Origin of the sequence: Streptomyces sp. NBC_01190, assembly GCF_045039895.1 — a bacterium.
Taxonomy (GTDB): Bacteria; Actinomycetota; Actinomycetes; order Streptomycetales; family Streptomycetaceae; genus Actinacidiphila.
This window is the reverse complement of the sequence record NZ_CP108580.1, coordinates 5,267,789-5,286,295: the sequence shown is the minus strand read 5'-3', so window position 1 is coordinate 5,286,295 and position 18,507 is coordinate 5,267,789. Positions and strand designations below refer to the sequence as shown.

General features: G+C 71.4%; 16 protein-coding genes. 10 read left to right on the top strand and 6 right to left on the bottom strand.

The genetic code is table 11. The annotated features are described in order from the left end of the window. Nucleotides 1-63 precede the first annotated feature (63 nt). Both OG519_RS22265 and OG519_RS22260 read left to right on the top strand, forming a co-directional pair. Nucleotides 64-279: an acyl-CoA carboxylase subunit epsilon gene (locus OG519_RS22265; RefSeq protein ID WP_405586745.1), complete on the top strand. Its 216-nt coding sequence runs from the start codon at nucleotides 64-66 to the stop codon at nucleotides 277-279. Between the two features lie 49 nt (nucleotides 280-328). Beyond that, nucleotides 329-934: a Maf family protein gene (locus tag OG519_RS22260; RefSeq protein ID WP_405586742.1), complete on the top strand. Its 606-nt coding sequence runs from the start codon at nucleotides 329-331 to the stop codon at nucleotides 932-934. Nucleotides 935-981: 47 nt separating this feature from the next. Here OG519_RS22260 and OG519_RS22255 read toward each other — a convergent pair whose 3' ends face one another. Further along, nucleotides 982-1,431 carry a hypothetical protein gene (locus tag OG519_RS22255; RefSeq protein WP_405586739.1) on the bottom strand — a complete coding sequence of 150 codons (450 nt, stop codon included), beginning with the start codon at nucleotides 1,429-1,431 and terminating at the stop codon, nucleotides 982-984. A 478-nt stretch (nucleotides 1,432-1,909) separates the two neighbouring features. Here OG519_RS22255 and OG519_RS22250 point away from each other — a divergent pair, with 478 nt between their 5' ends. Beyond that, nucleotides 1,910-3,670: an acetyl/propionyl/methylcrotonyl-CoA carboxylase subunit alpha gene (locus OG519_RS22250; RefSeq protein WP_405586736.1), complete on the top strand. Its 1,761-nt coding sequence runs from the start codon at nucleotides 1,910-1,912 to the stop codon at nucleotides 3,668-3,670. Nucleotides 3,671-3,779: 109 nt separating this feature from the next. Here the strand turns inward: OG519_RS22250 and OG519_RS22245 are convergent, their stop codons facing one another. Then, nucleotides 3,780-5,309: an MFS transporter gene (locus OG519_RS22245; protein ID WP_405586733.1), complete on the bottom strand. Its 1,530-nt coding sequence runs from the start codon at nucleotides 5,307-5,309 to the stop codon at nucleotides 3,780-3,782. Between the two features lie 173 nt (nucleotides 5,310-5,482). On the opposite strand from OG519_RS22245, the gene OG519_RS22240 reads away from it, so the two are divergent. Then, a complete protein-coding gene (locus tag OG519_RS22240) occupies nucleotides 5,483-6,172 on the top strand; it encodes a TetR/AcrR family transcriptional regulator (protein ID WP_405586730.1) in 690 nt (229 codons plus the stop codon). Nucleotides 6,173-6,189: 17 nt separating this feature from the next. Here OG519_RS22240 and OG519_RS22235 read toward each other — a convergent pair whose 3' ends face one another. Continuing rightward, on the bottom strand, nucleotides 6,190-7,113 hold the full coding sequence (locus OG519_RS22235) for a DeoR/GlpR family DNA-binding transcription regulator (protein ID WP_405586727.1): 924 nt from the start codon (nucleotides 7,111-7,113) through the stop codon (nucleotides 6,190-6,192). 218 nt (nucleotides 7,114-7,331) lie between these two features. Beyond that, on the bottom strand, nucleotides 7,332-8,780 hold the full coding sequence (locus OG519_RS22230; RefSeq protein ID WP_405586724.1) for an NAD(P)H-quinone dehydrogenase: 1,449 nt from the start codon (nucleotides 8,778-8,780) through the stop codon (nucleotides 7,332-7,334). 132 nt (nucleotides 8,781-8,912) lie between these two features. Between OG519_RS22230 and OG519_RS22225 the strand changes: the two genes are divergently transcribed. Continuing rightward, entirely contained in the window at nucleotides 8,913-9,350 is a 438-nt protein-coding gene (locus OG519_RS22225) for a gamma-glutamylcyclotransferase (RefSeq protein ID WP_405586721.1), read from the top strand. Here OG519_RS22225 and OG519_RS22220 read toward each other — a convergent pair. Then, complete coding sequence (locus tag OG519_RS22220; protein WP_405592899.1) at nucleotides 9,322-10,158, bottom strand: DUF6907 domain-containing protein; 837 nt, start codon at nucleotides 10,156-10,158, stop codon at nucleotides 9,322-9,324. The genes OG519_RS22225 and OG519_RS22220 overlap by 29 nt on opposite strands. Before the next feature lie 74 nt (nucleotides 10,159-10,232). Beyond that, nucleotides 10,233-10,607, bottom strand: a complete 375-nt coding sequence (locus tag OG519_RS22215; RefSeq protein ID WP_405586719.1) for an ATP-binding protein — start codon at nucleotides 10,605-10,607, stop codon at nucleotides 10,233-10,235. Between the two features lie 360 nt (nucleotides 10,608-10,967). Between OG519_RS22215 and OG519_RS22210 the strand changes: the two genes are divergently transcribed. From OG519_RS22210 to OG519_RS22190, 5 genes are all read left to right on the top strand, one after another. After that, the gene (locus tag OG519_RS22210; protein WP_405586716.1) at nucleotides 10,968-12,215 is read left to right on the top strand and encodes a helix-turn-helix domain-containing protein; all 1,248 of its coding nucleotides are present in this window, start codon (nucleotides 10,968-10,970) and stop codon (nucleotides 12,213-12,215) included. A 166-nt stretch (nucleotides 12,216-12,381) separates the two neighbouring features. Next, complete coding sequence (locus tag OG519_RS22205; RefSeq protein ID WP_405586713.1) at nucleotides 12,382-13,128, top strand: NPCBM/NEW2 domain-containing protein; 747 nt, start codon at nucleotides 12,382-12,384, stop codon at nucleotides 13,126-13,128. A gap of 135 nt (nucleotides 13,129-13,263) precedes the next feature. Then, nucleotides 13,264-14,073, top strand: coding sequence for a purine-nucleoside phosphorylase (locus OG519_RS22200; RefSeq protein ID WP_405586710.1), 810 nt, complete (start codon nucleotides 13,264-13,266; stop codon nucleotides 14,071-14,073). An 89-nt stretch (nucleotides 14,074-14,162) separates the two neighbouring features. Further along, entirely contained in the window at nucleotides 14,163-15,848 is a 1,686-nt protein-coding gene (locus tag OG519_RS22195) for a phospho-sugar mutase (protein ID WP_405586708.1), read from the top strand. Between the two features lie 578 nt (nucleotides 15,849-16,426). Then, nucleotides 16,427-18,268 (top strand): DUF4157 domain-containing protein, encoded by a 1,842-nt coding sequence (locus tag OG519_RS22190; protein ID WP_405586705.1) that lies wholly within the window; start codon nucleotides 16,427-16,429, stop codon nucleotides 18,266-18,268. Nucleotides 18,269-18,507 lie beyond the last annotated feature (239 nt).

Below are 18,507 nucleotides of genomic sequence, written 5' to 3'. Positions count from 1 at the left end.
ACGGGCGGGCAGGCGGGTAGGCAGGCGGGTCGTCGATACGTCGCTGAGAGGAGTCGTCCCGTGATGATCAGGGTGGAACGGGGATGTCCGACCCCGGAGGAGCTGGCCGCCGTGGTGGCGCTGGTGCAGCTGAGGGCCGCGTCGGCCGAGGCGGCCGGGGATCCCGCCGACGACGCTCCGGGGCCGCCGGCCGTCTGGGCCGACCCGGCCCGTACGGTGCCGCGTGCCGTACCCCGGCCGGGTCCCGGCGCCTGGCGGACCTCGGTGTGGCCGGCCTGAACCGACGCCCCTGGACCGCGGTCGCCGGACGGGTCCCTACGATGTGCGGGTGACCTCCAAGCGACCGCTCGTCCTCGCCTCCGCCTCCCCCGCCCGGCTCGGGCTGCTGCGCCAGGCCGGGTTCGAGCCGCGCGTGGTGGTGAGCGGGGTGGACGAGGACGCCATCACGGCGCCGTCCCCCGCCGAGCTGGCCCGGGTGCTGGCGGTGGCGAAGGCGGAAGCGGTGGCCGGCGGCGGGCTGCTGACCGGCGGTGAGCTGGTGGTCGGCTGCGACTCGGTACTCGACCTGGACGGCGCGGCGCTGGGCAAGCCGAAGGACGCGGCGGACGCGACCGCCCGCTGGCAGGCGATGCGCGGCCGCAGCGGGGTGCTCAGGACGGGGCACTGTGTGATCGACAGGGCGAACGGCCGCCGGGTCTCGCGGACCGCGTCGACCACCGTACGGTTCGGGACGCCGGACGACGCGGAGATCGCGGCCTATGTGGCGAGCGGCGAACCGCTGAGCGTGGCGGGCGCGTTCACCCTCGACGGGCGTTCAGCGCCCTTCGTGGAGGGCGTCGACGGCGACCCGGGCAACGTGATCGGGCTCTCGCTGCCGCTGCTGCGGCTGCTGCTGGCCGAGTTGGACGTACGGATCACCGATCTGTGGGCGTGACGGGCGGGGCCGGGCACGGCGGGCACGGCAGCGGGCAGGACGGCCCGCTAAGCGGTCGCCGGGGGCGGCAGCTCACCCGGCTCGGGTACGGCGGCGGGCCGCGGTTGGTCCTCCGGCGCGTACAGGACCAGGGTGGCCACCAGCAGCGAGAGGACGACCATCAACGCCACGAACGCGGGCCAGCCGACCGGGCCGACCACGACCGCGCCGGCCACGCCCTGCACCACGGCGCAGACGATGAGCACGATCCGGGCGACCCGGCCGGTCATCCGGTCGCGCCGGGCTATCCGGAGGGCGAGGACCGCGCAGCCGATCAGGAAGAGCGCGAACACCCCGCCGGCCACCCACGATCCGATCGCCATGGCGTCGGGGTCGAGGCCGGCGAGCGACATGCTCTGGTGCCGTATCGCCAGGCCGAGCAGCCAATTCACCAAGGCGATCGCGAGGGCTTCGAGAACCAGGGCGACCGCCGCGCCGACGGCTGTTCCTCTGCGCATCCGCTCCCCCTCTTGCTCTCGTGCCCTCGTGCTCTCTTGCCCTCGTGCACTCGTGGCCTGTTGTCCCCGTTGTCGTCGTGCCCCGGCTTCCCCCGCTACGATCGCCAGCGCCCGCCGCGTTACCGGGGGTACTCCGGGGCTTGCAGGCTACGCATGAGTACGGTCAGTGACAAGAGCGGGCGGCCCGCCACCCGTTCGGGGGTGTCCGGGATGTCGGGACGAAAATTTTCCGCCCACTATTCGTGGGGTTTCCACAAAAGGCGGCCGGATGGTGGAGCCCCGCAGACCGCCGAACCGCCCGGCGCCGGGGAGTCCGGGACAACGCCCCCAACCGGGCCGTACCGTGGAATGAGCAGGCTTTCAGGGATTCTTAAGCCCCCTGAATCACCCTCCGTGTGGGCAAGCTCACGTGCAGGGGTGCCTCGGCATCGAGTGTGGCCAGTACCTAAACTCGGCTTGTTTCAAGGAGGGAGCCATCGTGCGTAAGGTGCTCATCGCCAATCGCGGTGAAATCGCAGTTCGTGTCGCCCGTGCCTGCCGGGACGCGGGGATCGCCAGCGTGGCCGTCTACGCTGACCCCGATCGGGACGCGCTGCATGTCCGCGTGGCCGACGAGGCCTACGCCCTGGGCGGTGATACCCCCGCGAGCAGTTATCTCGACATCGCCAAAGTCCTCGCGGCAGCCGCCGAATCGGGCGCCGACGCCGTCCACCCCGGCTACGGATTCCTGTCGGAGAACGCGGAGTTCGCACAGGCCGTGCTCGATGCCGGCCTGACCTGGATCGGCCCGCCGCCGCAGGCGATCCGTGACCTGGGCGACAAGGTGGCGGCTCGTCACATCGCACAGCGCGCGGGCGCCCCGCTGGTCGCGGGCACCCCCGACCCCGTGTCGGGCGCCGAAGAGGTCGTGGCCTTCGCCAAGGAGCACGGCCTGCCGATCGCGATCAAAGCCGCCTTCGGCGGTGGCGGTCGCGGTCTGAAGGTCGCCCGCACCCTGGAGGAAGTCCCCGAGCTCTACGACTCGGCCGTCCGTGAGGCGGTCGCCGCCTTCGGTCGCGGCGAGTGCTTCGTCGAGCGTTATCTGGACCGGCCCCGGCACGTGGAAACGCAGTGCCTGGCCGACACCCACGGCAATGTGGTCGTCGTCTCCACCCGCGACTGCTCGCTCCAGCGCCGTCACCAGAAGCTCGTCGAGGAAGCTCCCGCGCCCTATCTGAGCAAGGAGCAGAACGCCCAGCTCTACGCCGCCTCGAAGTCCATCCTGCGCGAGGCGGGCTATGTGGGCGCCGGTACCTGTGAGTTCCTGGTCGGCCAGGACGGGACGATCTCGTTCCTTGAGGTCAACACCCGTCTCCAGGTGGAGCACCCGGTGACCGAGGAGGTCTCGGGCATCGACCTGGTGCGCGAGATGTTCCGGATCGCCGACGGCGAGGCCCTCGGTTACGACGACCCGCCGCTGCGCGGTCACTCCTTCGAGTTCCGCATCAACGGTGAGGACCCGGGGCGCAACTTCCTGCCGGCCCCCGGCACCGTCACCAAGTTCGCGGCCCCCACGGGCCCGGGCGTGCGGCTCGACGCGGGCGTGGAGTCGGGCAGCGTGATCGGCCCGGCGTGGGACTCGTTGCTGGCCAAGCTCATCGTCACCGGCGCCACCCGCGAGCAGGCCCTCCAGCGGGCCGCCCGCGCCCTGGGCGAGTTCGAGGTCGAGGGCATGGCGACGGCCATCCCGTTCCACCGCGCCGTGGTCGTCGATCCCGCCTTCGCGCCGAAGGAGGGCCCGTTCAAGATCCACACCCGGTGGATCGAGACCGAGTTCCAGAACACCATCCCGGCCTTCGCCGGACCCGTGGTGAGCGAGGACGAGGACCTCCCCGGCCGCGAGACCGTCGTGGTCGAGGTCGGCGGCAAGCGGCTGGAGATCTCGCTGCCGGTGTCGCTCGGCATGACGCTGGCCCGTACCGCCGCGGCGGGCGGTGCCAAGCCCAAGCGCCGCGCGACCGCCAAGGCCGCCAAGGCGGTCTCCGGTGACACGCTCTCCTCGCCGATGCAGGGCACCATCGTCAAGGTCGCCGTTGAGGAGAACCAGAAGGTGGCCGAGGGCGATCTGATCGTCGTCCTGGAAGCCATGAAGATGGAGCAGCCGCTCAACGCGCACCGGGCCGGCACCGTGGTCGGGCTGACCGCCGCGGTCGGCTCCTCGGTCACGTCGGGCGCCGTGATCTGCGAGATCAAGGACTGACCCGCGGCACACGTCACCAAACGCCGGCCCGCTGGTCACTGACCAGCGGGCCGGCGTTCGTCCGTACGGGTCCCGGCGCCCGGCGGGGCGCCGATGGCCGGGCGGGTGTTCACGAGCCGCCGACACGCTCCAGGGTCGGCGGCTTCGGCCGGATCGAGAGGGCCAGCACCAGCGCGATGGCGGAGAAGACGGTGCCGGCCAGGAACGCGGTGGTGGCGCCGTGCAGGAACGCGTTGTGGTGGGCGTGGCGCGCGGCGGTGCCGAAGACGGTGACCAGGATGGAAAGACCGAGACTCGCGCCGACCTGCTGCATCGTCTGGAGCAGTCCGGAGGCGGAGCCGGCGTCCTTCGGCTGGACGCCGGACAGGATCACCGTGTTGAGCGGCATCATCGTGCAGCCCATGCCGAACCCGAAGAGCATCAGCGGCCCGAGCAGACCGGCCGCGTACCCCTCGGACGCCGACAACTGGGCGATCCACAGGCCACCCGCGAGGGTGAGGCCGATCCCGGTGGCGGCCATCCGCCGGGGGCCGAACCTGCCGAGCGCGCGCGGTGCCACCCGGGCGGCGGCGAAGAGCAGCCCGGCCAGCGGCAGGAAGGCGAAGCCGGTACGCAGCGGGCTGTAGCCCAGTTGGTTCTGGAGGTACTGGGTGGTGAAGTAGAAGACGCCGAACATGCTGGCCGGCACGAGCAGCATGACGCAGTACGCCAGCGCCCGGTTGCGGTCGGCGAAGAGGCCGAGCACCACCAGCGGGCGCTCCGCCCGCACCTCGTTGACCAGGAAGGCGGCGAGCAGCGCGAGGGCGGCGCCGAAGCAGATCAGCCCGCGGCCGTCACCCCAGCCCGTCTCGGCCACCCGGATGAACGCGTAGGAGAGCGTGGCCATGCCGAGGGTGCCGGTGACCGCGCCGGCGATGTCGAACCGGCCGCCGCGGTGCCGCTGGGTCTCCTTGATGAAGCGGGGGGCGATCAGCACCACCGCGAGGCCGATCGGGATGTTGATGAAGAACACCCAGCGCCAGGAGCCCCACCCGGTGAGCATGCCGCCGACGGTGAGGCCGATGGCGAAGCCCGCGCCGGCCACCGCGGAGAACACGCTGAGCGCGCGGTTGCGCTCGCCGCCCTCGGTGAAGGACGTGGTGATCAGCGCGAGCGTGCTGGGCGCGGCGAGCGCGGCGGCGGCGCCCTGGAGGGCGCGGGCGATCAGCAGCACGGTGGCGCTGGTGGCCACACCGCCGGCGACGGACGCGAGGGTGAAGGCCGTGACGCCCCAGACCAGCGCGGTGCGCCGGCCTATCAGGTCACCGATCCGGCTGCCGAGCAGCAGCAGCCCGCCGAAGGCCAGGGTGTAGACGTTCAGCACCCAGGACATGCCGGTGGGGGTGAAGTGCAGATCGCGGCCGAGGTCGGGCAGCGCGACGTTCACCACGGTCGCGTCGAGCAGCAGCATGAGCTGGGTGCCGATAATGGCGGCCAGGGCGAGGAAGGAACGGCGGCGGGCGGCCGGCGACGGGCGGGAGAAGCCCGTGGCCAGGTCACTCGTGGCGGGTGCGGAGGGTAGGGGCGGCGTGGATGGCGTGGCCGAGGTGGACGGCGTGGCCGAGGTGGATGGGGTGGACGGCGTGGACGGTGTGGACACGGAAGAAGCCTCCGGCGGGCGTCGGCGAGGGGCTCGGCGCGGGATTCAGCGCAGGGCTCAGGAGTGGGCATAGAAACGGAGGGCGCCTCCGTTAACTATACGGAGACTACCTCCGGTTCTACCATCGGTTTCGGGTGAACGGCTGAAACGGCGCTTCAGGAGGAATGACGGCCATGCGGGCGGACGCGCAGCGCAACTACGACAGACTGCTCGAAGAGGCCAGACAGGCGTTCATCGTGCACGGCACGGATGTGGCGCTGGAGGACATCGCCCGCCACGCCGGAGTCGGCGTCGGCACCCTCTACCGGCACTTCCCCGACCGGTACGCGCTGATGAACGCGGTCTTCGAGCAGGAAGTGCAGGCCCTCGGGGTGCGCGGCCGGGAACTGCTCACCGAGGACGACCCGGCGACGGCGCTGATCCTGTGGCTGCGCGCGGTGGCCGGCCACTCCGCGATGTACCGGGGGCTGGCGGCGGCGATCACCGAGGCGTCCACCACGAAGATGCCGGCCTGCGCGTCGATGCCGCACGTGGGCGGCGCGCTCCTGTGGCGCGCCCAGCAGGCGGGCGCGATCAGGGCGGATGTACGGATCGCCGATCTGCTGAAGCTGACGTACGCGATCGTGGTGACCGCCGAGAAGAACACCGCGGACAAGGAGATGTTCAAGCGGCTGATGTCGCTGATGATCGACGGGATGCGCACGCGCGGCGGGGCGGCCGGGGTGGCAGGGGTGGCCGCGCCGACCGGGGCGGCCGATGCGGGGCCGGCGCCCGAGACGTCGGAACCGTCGGAGCTGCCGGAGCCGTCGGAACCGTCAGAGCTGCCGGAGCCAGCCTCGCCGGAAGCCGAACTGACGCGCTGACCGCCCGGCGGACGGACTCAGCGGCGGCGGACGTCCGCGAGGCGGGGGGTGGACTGGTCGGCGCCGCCGGCGGTGCCGCGCAGCGGTGGCTGGTGCCTTCTGGGGCCCGGCAGCGGCGTCTCCCGGCGCTGCCGCCCCGCCCCCGCCGGGTCCGCGCCCGGCACCGTCGCCACCACGATCTGCACCCCCCGGTCGGCGAGCGCCTGCAACTCGGTGCCGGCCCGTTCGTCCTCGGCGGGCGGCTCGTCGGTGACCAGATGGGTGATCAGCTCCGTCGGCACCGTCTGGAACATGGTGTCCGCGCCGAGCTTGGTGTGGTCGGCGAGGACCACGACCTCGGCGGCGGCCTGCACCAGCGCCCGGTCCACGCTCGCGGCGAGCATGTTGGAGGTGGACAGGCCGCGTTCCGCGGTCAGACCGGCACCGGACAGGAAGGCCCGCGAGACCCGCAGCCCGTGCAGCGACTGCTCGGCGCCGCTGCCCACCAGGCCGTAGTTGGAGCCGCGCAGGGTGCCGCCGGTCATCACCACCTCGACCCGGTTGGCGTGCGCGAGCGCCTGGGCGACCAGCAGCGAGTTGGTGACCACGGTCAGTCCCGGCACCCGGGCCAGCCGTCTGGCCAGCTCCTGCGTGGTGGTGCCGGCGCCGACCACGATGGCCTCGCCCTCGTTGACCAGACCCGCGGCCACGTCGGCGATGGCCGTCTTCTCCGCGGTCGCTCGATGGGATTTCTGTGGGAAGCCGGATTCCCGGGTGAAGCCACCCGGCAGCACCGCACCGCCGTGTCGGCGGTCCAGTAGTCCTTCGGCCTCCAGGGCGCGTACGTCACGGCGCACGGTCACTTCGGAGGTCTGGACGACCCGGGCGAGCTCACGGAGCGAAACCGCTCCGTTCGCCCGCACCATTTCCAGGATCAATTGGCGACGTTCTGCAGCGAACACGGAACCGACAGTAACCCCAACGACCGTCTGTTTTCAGCGTTTTGCGCCGGATGACGAAAGTCGTGCCGGAAACAGACCGGGAAGTGCTATGAGCCGACCGTGCGTTCCCACTGCGGGAAAGGTTTGGATCGCCGGCCGGGAGTGCCGCCCGGTCCCGCCCTGTCCTGCTCGGTGCCGTTCAATGCCGCCCAGTGCCGTTCAGTGCCGCCCAGTGCCGCTCAGTCCCGCTCGATCGTCTTCCGGCTGTGCAACTGCCGCGCCACCTCGGCGATCGAGCCGGACAGCGACGGGTAGACCGTGAAGGTGTTGGCGATCTGGTCCACCGTCAGGTTGTTGTCGACCGCGATCGAGATCGGGTGGATCAGCTCGCTCGCCTTGGGCGCGACCACCACGCCGCCGACCACGATGCCGGTGCCGGGGCGGCAGAGCAGCTTCACGAAGCCGTCCCTGATGCCCTGCATCTTGGCCCGCGGGTTGCGCAGCAGCGGGAGCTTGACGACGTTCGCCTCTATCCGCTGGGTGTCCACGTCCGCCTGGGTGTAGCCGACGGTGGCGATCTCCGGGTCGGTGAAGACGTTGGACGAGACGGTCTTGAGGTTGAGCGGGCTCACCGTCTCGCCGAGGAAGTGGTACACCGCGATCCGGCCCTGCATGGCGGCGACCGAGGCGAGCGCGAAGACGCCGGTGACGTCGCCGGCCGCGTACACGCCCGGGGCGCTGGTGCGGGAGACCTTGTCGGTCCAGATGTGCCCGGAGTCGGTGACCTTGACGCCGGCCTCCTCCAGGCCCATGCCCGTGGTGTTGGGTATGGCGCCGACCGCCATCAGGCAGTGCGTGCCGCTGATCACCCGGCCGTCGGCGAGCGCGACCTCGACCCGGTCGCCTATCCGCTTGACCGACTGGGCCCGGGAGCGGGCCATCACGTTCATGCCGCGGCGGCGGAAGACGTCCTCGAGTACGGCGGCGGCGTCCGGGTCCTCGCCGGGCAGCACCCGGTCGCGGGAGGAGACCAAGGTCACGGTGGAGCCGAGCGCCTGGTAGGCGCCGGCGAACTCGGCGCCGGTCACCCCGGAGCCGACCACGATCAGCTCCGAAGGCAGCTCGTCGAGGTCGTAGACCTGCGTCCAGGTGAGGATCCGCTCGCCGTCCGGCCGGGCGTCCTCCAGCTCGCGCGGCCGGGCGCCGGTGGCGATCAGCACGGCGTCGGCGGTCAGCCGCTCGACGGTGCCGTCGGTGCGCTCCACCAGCACGGTCCTGGTGCCGCCGGCCGACGGCGGGCCCTCCAGGCTGCCGCGGCCCCGCTCCACCTTGACCCCGGCCCGGGTCACCGAGGCGGTGATGTCGTGCGACTGGGCCAGCGCGAGCCGCTTGACCCGGCGGTTCACCTTGCCGAGGTCCACCCCCACCACCCGGGCGGCGCGCTCCAGCGGCGGGGTGTCGTCGGCGACGATGATGCCCAGCTCCTCGTAGGAGGAGTCGAAGGTCGTCATCACCTCGGCGGTGGCGATGAGGGTCTTCGACGGCACGCAGTCGGTCAGCACCGACGCGCCGCCCAGGCCGTCGCGGTCCACGACGGTCACCTCCGCGCCGAGCTGCGCCGCCACGAGGGCCGCTTCATAGCCGCCGGGTCCGCCACCGATGATCACGATCCGAGTCACGTACCCCATTGTCCCGCACGCGCCAAGCTTGTCCTGCCGCGGGGCGGGTCTGCTCCGTCCCGGCCGGTCGTGGGGCAATCATGGGGAGGCGCGGGCCCGCTCCTTACGCCGGGCCGATCCGGCTCCCGTACCCTCATTTCCATGTCGCTCTACGCCGCCTACGGAAGCAACCTCGACGCGCGGCTGATGACGCGCCGCGCCCCGCACTCCCCGCTGCGCGGCACCGGATGGCTGGACGGCTGGCGGCTCACCTTCGGCGGTGAGCAGATGGGCTGGGAGGGCGCGCTGGCCACCATCGTGGAGTCGCCCGGCAGCCAGGTCTTCGTCGGCCTCTACGACATCGCGCCGGTCGACGAGGAGTCGCTCGACCGGTGGGAGGGGTTGCCGCTCGGCATCTACCGCCGCACCACGGTCCGCGTCCACACGCTGGAGGGGGACGCGCCGGCCTGGCTTTTCGTCCTCAACGACTACGAGGGGGGGTTGCCGTCGGCCCGCTACCTGGGCGAGCTGGCGGATGCGGCGGAGTCGGCGGGGGCGCCGTACGACTACGTCATGGAGCTGCGGAAGAGGCCCTGCTAGAGCCTTTGCCCGGGCCCGCCCCGTCTGCCCCGGGAGGCCGCCCCCGGACCTCCCCCGGTGGTGGGTTCCCCGCGCAGTTCCGCCCCCAGAGCTTCGCCTGGGGGTACCCCCAGCGCCTCCTATCGGGGCACGGTTCCGCCGGGCGCTGGGTTCGAGTGCCCCGAAGGGGAGCGACGAACTGCGCGCCCAGCCACAGCGCATCCGCAGCCGCACCCGGCAACGAACCGCACAAGGCAGGACGCACCCCGCGAGCTCTGGGGGCGGACGGGCCAAGGCGGGTCAGTCCGGTTCGGGAAGGCAGGTAGGCCCGGCAGGCCCGGCGTGGGCGGCCCAGTCCGCGCGGGCAGCGCAGCTTCGGTGCCACGTCGAACCGTAGGTAGTCCGCGTGGGCGCGCAACACTTCGGCGAACGCGGTGAGATCTTCAGGGCTCATGCCAGGCATGCAGGACTCATCGGTCAGGTGCAGGTTGAAGACCGGGACACGCACAGCCGGATCACCCGCGTACGGGTCGCAGTCGATGCTGCCCCACAAGATCACCGCATCCCGCACCACCGGGCTGCCGCCGTCCCCGTCCCCGCTCCCGCCCCCGTAAAAGCGGACCCCGAGGGCCATCGCCCCGTCGGTGACGTAGAAGTGGTTGACGTCCTCAAGCCGGACGGCCAGGACCTCATCCGGCACGCGGTCCGCGCTCGGGTCCCGCTCCGCCCACGGCGGCAGGTAACCGCGGATCTCACGGCCCGACCCGGTACTGATCAGCCACCTACTCCCGGGCCCGGCGAACGACTGCTCACGAGCGCCCGGCGACACATCACCGGCAGACGACGGGACAGCGGCGCCCTCACCCGCCCCGCCCAGCGGAACGCTCTGCCACTCCACGGCCGTCACGCCGCACCCCCTTCGCCGCCCGAACCACCGGCCCGCACCACGGCCCAGACCACTTTCCCCGGCCCCTGCCGCTCCCCGACCCCCCACTGCCCTTCCGTGATCGCGTCCACCAGGATCAGCCCCCGACCGGACTCCGACCATTCCGACCGCTCCCGCAGCACCGGCCGCCCCTCGCCCGTGTCATGCACCTCGATCCGCACCGCACCCGCCAGCCGCTCAAAACGCGTCTCGATATACCGGTCCCACGGCTCGTCGCCGTGCCTGACCGCATTACCCAGCAGCTCCGACAGCACGACCTCCGCCCCCTCCACCACAGCCACCAGACCCCAACCGCCAAGCACCGCCCCCAGATAGCTCCGCGCCTCACCCACACAGCGAGGATCACGAACCCACCACGCCACCACCACGGCGTCACCCTCACCACCCGCCGAACCCCGCCCAGGCGGAGCAACCATCAACCGCACCGGCCTACCCCCATACCCCGCACCAGCACCAGCACCAGCACCAGCACGAAACCCCCGCCGGACCATAAGGCGCCCACCCGCCCCACCCATCCGAACCAACGCCCGAACAACTCCCGCATGTCAGCCCACTTTCTCCACCTCGGCCACGCCCCGAACCGTCACCCGGTCGCGGGGGTCTGTCATCTCCATCGAATCGGTCCGCCCCGTTCAGGTGAGGAACCAGACAGGGGGCCAGGAAGAGGCCATAATGGACGAGGAAGGGGCCAGATGAGCGAGAGTGAACGGCGGCAACGGTTCGGTGCCTATCTGGCGCAGCTCCGACGTCGAGCCACGAAATCACAACGGCAGTTGGCTCTTGCGCTCTGCGATGGCGCGGGTATCGCTTCCGTCACACGTAACGAGGTCTCTCGCTGGGAACGGGGCGAACGTATCCCCGATACGTGGCTCCCCTTTCTGGCCGAAGCCCTTGGGACTCCACTGCATGACCTGGAACGCGCCGCAGCGTACGCGCGGAACGAAGCCGACGGTGTCCTGCCCGGCCCCAGCGCCACGCTGGCCGAGTTGCTGCCCGACAGCGAACTTCTGGCCCCCCGGGTGGCCTTGCGGGGCAGGCATCTTGGTGCCGAGAACGTCAGCAACCTCGCCGCCCGCGTGCATGCCCTGCGGTTGGCGGACGACGTAGTGTCCGGCGGTGACTTGATCGGACCCGCTTTCCGCGAACTGCATGGGGCCGTTCGCCTCCATCAAGAGAGCACGTTCAGCCAGGACATCGGGCGGGACTTGCTGATCCAGATCGCAGAACTCGCCCAGATCTCCGGCTGGATCGCTTCCGACGCAGGGCAGCACGCCGATGCCGAGCGCGCCTACACCTTGGGAATCTCCGCCGCGCGCAACGCCGGAGACCGCACCCTGGCCGCCAACCTGGCCGGATCACTGGCCTACCAGCACACGAACACCGGTCGAGAGCGTGAGGGCATCGACCTCGCACACGCGGCCGTCGAAGAGGCCGGGCCGCACGCTTCGGCGAAGCCCAGAGCGCTCTTCCTCGATCGAGTCGCATGGGCGCACGCAAAGGCGGGGGAAGCACAACCCGCGATAAGAGCGCTCGAACAAGCCCATGCGGCCTTGGCTGATGATGACGGGACCACCCCGCCGACCTGGGCCTACTGGGTGACCTCGGAAGAGCTCGATGTCATGGACGCGCGCGCGTACACAGAGCTGCGCAGACCACTCCGAGCAGTCCCCGTCTTGTCGGACGTGCTTGAGCGCTACGACACCACCCACGTACGGGAGGTCGCCCTGTACCGATCGTGGCTGGCAGAGGCACTGGCGGACGCCAACGAGCCAGAGCAAGCGGTACAAGAAACCCTGCGGATCATCGAACTGTCCGACGGTCTCACCAGCGACCGCACGGCCGAGCGGACCCGCGTCGTCCTGCACCGGCTCAAAGAACACGCCGACGTATCCGAAGTCCGCGAGTTGCTCCGAGACTACGGCCACCTGCTGATGCTGTAACGCGAGTCGAGGCCCTTCCATTTCGGCGTCTCGCCGTCGGATCGGCAACCATTGGCGCTGACCGTGTAACGATAGTGCCACAAGATCCCGGCCCCGAAGCGGCCCGCTCCGGGGCCGCATACTCTCTAGCCACGCAATTTGTACCGAGGGATCAAAAGGGGCGGATGTGGCTGAGGGGATTTCAAAGAACACGATAATCGAGGTGGCGGGGGCGATCGTCGCCGCGATCATCGGGGCCGGCGTATTCCATTCCTGTACATCCGACAAATCCTCCGACGCCGCGCCTCCCCAATCGTCCGCCTCCGCTCCCCTGTACACCGAGACGCCCGCAACGCCCGGTCCCACCACCGACCCTCCCAGCCCGAGCGATTCTCCCTCTCCCACCGATTTCTCCACCGACTCGGAAGAGACCGCGCCACCGACCACCGGGGGAGGCGACGACCCGCCCGCATCCGGCGGCGACGATACGGGCGGTGTCGCTCCGCAACCTGACGTGCGGTACCTGTCCGACCTCGACCCGATCGGCGGCTTAGGGAATGGGGAGAGCACCGGAAGTATGGAGATGAGGCAGCAGCCGTACGGCAACAGCGTCGAATTCTCGCCGAGTTATTTCGGTGCGCAGCGCCTCAGCCTCACGTATAACATCCCCCTGCATATGCGGTACTTCGATGCCACGGTGGGACTCGACGACAGGACGGGGGTCGAATCGAGCGTATTCTTCCAGGTCGAGCGCAATGAGAGTCCAGTCGATTCCGGCTTTACCCTGGGAGTCGATGGAACGAAGAATCTGCACCTACCGATCAGCGGTTTCCAGCGCATCACGATCACCATCGAGGTGATGAAGCGCGGCCCTGACGCGGTCAACGCGAAGCTCCATGCCGTGTGGGGCAACGCGCGGTTCGCGACCCATTAGTTTCTCAAGCGCCCGACGGCCCGGTCTCGTGCGCACCGCCGGATGGCAAAGAACCGTGCGGGACAGGGCGCGCCCCGGGAGAAAGGGCGGCGCCCCGTCTACGCGCGTAGGAAGCAACAGGTTACCCTCGTGCGCGTGAACGCTTCCCTGAACCCCGACCCCTACGCCGCGGCCGACGCCGCCGCCGCGCGTCTGCGCGAGCTTACCGGCTCCGACACGCACGACGTAGCTCTCGTGATGGGCTCGGGCTGGGTGCCCGCCGCCGACGGTCTCGGCGCCCCCGATCATGAGTTCGCCGTCACGGACCTGCCGGGCTTCCCGGCCCCCGCGGTGGCCGGCCACGCCGGCAAAGTGCGCTCGGTACGGATCGGCGGGATCCGCGCCCTGGTCTACCTCGGCCGGACCCACCTCTACGAGGGCCGGGGCGTCGCCACCGTCGTGCACGGGGTGCGCACCGCGGTCGCCGCGGGCTGCAAGACGGTCGTGCTCACCAACGGCTGCGGCGGCCTGCGCCCCGGCTACCGTCCCGGCCAGCCCGTACTGATCAGCGACCACATCAACATGACGGCGATCTCCCCGATAGTCGGCGCCAACTTCGTGGACCTCACCGACCTCTACTCACCGCGGCTGCGCACCCTGTGCCGCGAGGTGGACCCGTCCCTGGAGGAGGGGGTCTACGTACAGCTCCCCGGCCCGCACTACGAGACGCCCGCCGAGATCCGGATGGTCCGCGCGATAGGCGGCGACCTGGTCGGCATGTCCACCGCGCTGGAGGCGATCGCCGCCCGTGAGGCGGGCGCGGAGGTGCTCGGCATCTCCCTGGTCACCAATCTGGCCGCGGGGATGACCGGCGAGCCGCTCAACCACGAGGAGGTCCTGGAGGCGGGCCGGGAATCGGCGACCAGGATGGGCACCCTGCTGGCCCAGGTGCTCGGGCGACTGTAGCCCCTGGGATTTCGGTACTTCCGGGACTTCCAGGACTTCCAGGACTTCCGGTACGCACACCCAGGAGCGCGAAGAGGTGGAGGAACGACGTGGCCGACGTACTCGCTCAGGTCCGGGAGTGGATCGCCGAGGACCCGGACCCGGACACCCGCGGGGAGTTGGCGACGCTGCTCGCCGCGGCGGACGCGGGTGACCCGGCGGCGCTCGCCGACCTGACAGAACGGTTCGCCGGGACGCTGGAGTTCGGCACCGCGGGGCTCCGCGGTGAGCTGGGCGGTGGCCCGATGCGGATGAACCGGGCCGTGGTGATCCGCGCCGCCGCCGGGCTCGCGGCGTATCTGCGGGCGCGCCAGGGCGGGTTGGTGGTCGTCGGCTACGACGCGCGCCACAAGTCGTACGACTTCGCCCGGGACACGGCCGCCGTCATGGTGGGTGCCGGGCTGCGCGCCGCGGTGCTGCCGCGGCCGCTGCCCACCCCCGTACTGGCCTACGCCGTACGGCACTTGGGCGCCGCGGCCGGTGTGATGGTGACCGCGAGCCACAACCCGCCACAGGACAACGGCTACAAGGTCTATCTGGGCGACGGTTCACAGATCGTGCCGCCCGCCGACGGCGAGATCGCCGCCGAGATCGCGGCGGTCGGGCCACTTGCCGAGGTGCCGCTCGCCGAAGCGGGCTGGGAGGTGCTCGGCGAGGACGTACTGGCGGCGTATCTGGCGCGGGCGGCGGAGGTGGTACGGCCGGGCGGACCACGCGAGGTGTCCGTGGTCTACACGCCGATGCACGGAGTCGGCCTGGACGCGCTGACCGCGGCCTTCGCCCGGGCGGGCTTCCCCGCGCCCGTACCGGTGGCCGAACAGGCCGCCCCCGACCCGGACTTCCCGACCGTCGCCTTCCCCAACCCGGAGGAGCCGGGGGCGATGGACTTGGCGTTCGCCACCGCCCGGACGGCGGACCCCGACATCGTCATCGCCAACGACCCCGACGCGGACCGCTGCGCCGTCGCCGTTCCCGACCCGGCCGCCGGCTCCGGGTGGCGGATGCTGCGCGGTGACGAACTCGGCGCGCTGCTCGCGGTCCACCTGGTACGGGGCGGCGGCGCGAAGAGCGGCCAGGACGTCTTCGCGGCCAGCATCGTCTCGTCCTCGCTGCTGTCCAGGATCGCCGCGGGCGCCGGACTCGGCTACGAGGACACGCTGACCGGCTTCAAGTGGATCGCCCGGGTGCCGGGGCTGCGCTACGGCTACGAGGAGGCGCTCGGCTACTGCGTCGACCCGGCCGGTGTGCGGGACAAGGACGGCATCACCGCGGCGCTGCTGGTCGCCGAGCTCGCGGCGGGCCTCAAGGGGGAGGGCCGCACGCTGGGTGACCTCCTCGACGAGCTCGCGCTCACCCACGGGCTGCACGCCACCGACCAGCTCTCGGCGCGCGTCGCCGACCTGTCCCTCATCGCCGACGCGATGGCGCGGCTGCGGGGGCGGCCGCCGGCCGCGCTCGGCGGTCTTACGGTCACCGGGGCGGAGGATCTCGCGGCGGGAGGTGGTGGGCTGCCGCCGACCGATGGGTTGCGCTATCGCCTTGGCGGGGATCCCGGCCGGGGGGTGGCGGGTGGGCGGGTGATTGTTCGGCCGAGCGGGACGGAGCCGAAGCTGAAGTGTTATTTGGAGGTGGTGGTGCCGGTGGCCGGTCCCTTGGCCTTGCCGGCGGCTCGCGCTACCGCGGCGCGCGTCTTGGCCGAGCTGAAGACCGACTTCGCCTCGGCGGCGGGCCTCTGAGGGGGTTCCCTCTCGGGGCCCGCGCTGCCCCTTGCGGTTCCTTGCCGGCTTCCGGTCCGCTGTGGCTGGTCGCGCAGTTCCTCGCGCCCCTTGCGGGGCACGTCCTGCCTCGTGCGGTCCTTTCCCGGCTGCGGGTGCGCGGCCCTCTCGGGGCCCGCGCTGCCCCTTGCGGTTCGTTGCCGGCTGCGGGTCCGCTGTGGCTGGTCGCGCAGTTCCTCGCGCCCCTTGTGGGGCAGGTCCTGCCTTGTGCGGTTCCTTGCCGGCTTCCGGTCCGCTGTGGCTGGTCGCGCAGTTCCCCGCGCCCCTTGCGGGGCACGGTTCCGCTGGGCGGGTGGGTTGGAGTGCCCCGGAGGGCGCGCGGACTGGTCCGGGCAGAGGGATCCGAGCCCTGAAGGGGCGGGAGGAAATGCGCGGGCAACCCAGCGCCGGGGGGAGGTCTGCCGCACAAGGGTCAAAACCCATACGTACGGCCCCCCGCCGCAGTACCGTCGGAGGCCATGCCCGGAGGGACCGCCGGGTGGGGGACGGCTCACGGGGAGCCGTAGTCAGCAGGGGGACAAATGAGTGGTGTTCGAGGTATGCCCGCAAGCGTGCGCCGGGAGTTCGAGGAACTCTTCGAGGCCGGTTTCCGGGACGTGCGCGTCGGGTGGGACGGAGTGCCCGGGGCTCCAGGACCGGATCGCGGGGGACCGCTGGCGGCCACGCACGGCAGCGAGATCCGCATCGCCGCCCAGGCTTGCCACGCCCCCTCCGGCGACTTCGGCCGCGAACTGCTGGGGCACGAACTCGCGCACGTGCTACAGCAGCGGTACGGGCGGGTGCTGCCCGGCGCCGACCTGCGCGCGCTGGAGGCCGAGGCCGTCGCGGCCGGAAGGCGGGCCGCGCGCGGGGAGCAGGTGCGGATCCCCGGCCGCCCGTCGGCCCGGGCCCGCGCGGCGACACAGTTCTACACCGTGGTCACGGCGCCGAACCGCGCACTCGCGGGCATCGCCGTCCCCAACCCCAACACGCACGCGCCGACCCAGGTCCAGGACACCTTCGTGGGCCAGAACAAGGGCGTGGGCGGCGCCGCTTCATCGTTCCTGAACGCCGGGGCGGTGGCGCTGGTCTCGACTCCGCACGGCGCCGCGCCGATCCGGTTGTCCGCCAATGGCGACCTGGCCATCGAGGACTGCGACCTGAGCGTCCGTCAGCCCAAGGCGTTCTACGCCACCGCGGCGATCGTCACGGCGAGCAACGACCGTCTGGCGATGATCGGTTCGACCTACCGGCTCGTGCCTGACGCGGTGGGCCCTCATCAGCAGCGGATCACGGTCAACGGCAACGTCCTGCTGCGGGTGACGCCCGCGAACAACGCGGACGGCACGGCAGGATTCACCACCAACGGCCTCCAGGCGTGCAACGACCTGGTCCTGCGCGTCGTCGGCGTCCCGGCTCTGACGCCCCGGTTCGACGTCGACCCGGTGCTGGGGCCCAACCCCCTGGTCGAGTACTCCGTCGCCCGCCAGTTGCTGCCGCCGCCGCGGCCCGCGGACCTCGACAACTCCACGGCGGCCAATCGCGGCGCCACCGCGCGGGCGATCGCCATCCCGTACGGGCAGGCCGCGCACGCCGCCGCGGCGGGTTTCGTCACCGATCTCCAGCACTACGGGGTGAACCAGTTCGTGGCCCCCGGGGTGGGCGAGGCGTTCTGCACGGCCTCCCTGGTCGGCGGGGTGGCCGGAATGAGCCTGGGCATGGGCGCCAATCCGCCCACCCATACCGACTACTACCGCCCGATCGGCGGCGTGAACCCGGTGGTCATGACGGCGCGGACATGGGGATCGCACTGGGCCGGAGTGGTCGCCGTCGACGGCAACGACGTCATCACCCTGGAGAACTACGCCCGCAACACCGAGGACGCGCTCGCCAACAACGACACCCGCTACTACTTCCAGATGTACCAGACCACGCCCGGCGGGCCCGGCGACACCTTCCACTCGGCCTGGACCAGCACGCCGATGCAGGTGATCCCGCCGCCTGTCCCGGTCGTCGCCGGCCCGCACCTGCCCCCGACCCACCGGCCCGTCTCACCCGGCGCGCGCAGCTTCACCAACCCGGTCACCCTGCGGATGACCGGCGCGGAGGACAGGTGGGACGCGATCGCCGACACCCTGTACGGCGCGGTGGCCACCAACACGATCAAGAACGATCACAACCTGATCGCCCCCGCCGCCACCGCGGACGCCGAGGTGCGCGAGATCCTCAAGGGGCTGCGCTACGCCAACCGCCGGCTCGCCGCGCACGACCGCGGCGACCCGGCCCGGGTCAACGCCTGGATCCTCGCTGTCGGCACGGCGGCGACCGCCCCCCGCTGGCAGCAGAACGTCCAGCCCGCCCTGCGCGCCCACGCCCGCCTGGTGGCCCTCCTCGGGATGTGACCCCTACCGCTCACCGGCTGCGGCGCGGCTGAATCGGCTGCCTCCAGGTGAACCGCGGGTTCGCCTGGAGGCGCCCCACCGCCCTCCGGTTCACGTGGAGGTGCCCACCGCCCTCTCGTCGGGGCACGGTTCCGCCCAGCGGCGAAGTCGGGTTCACCAGGGCACACGGACTGCTCCGGCCACGCGAACCCGACCCCCAAAGGGGAGCGAGGAACCGCGCCAGCGCCGTGAGCCCCGCC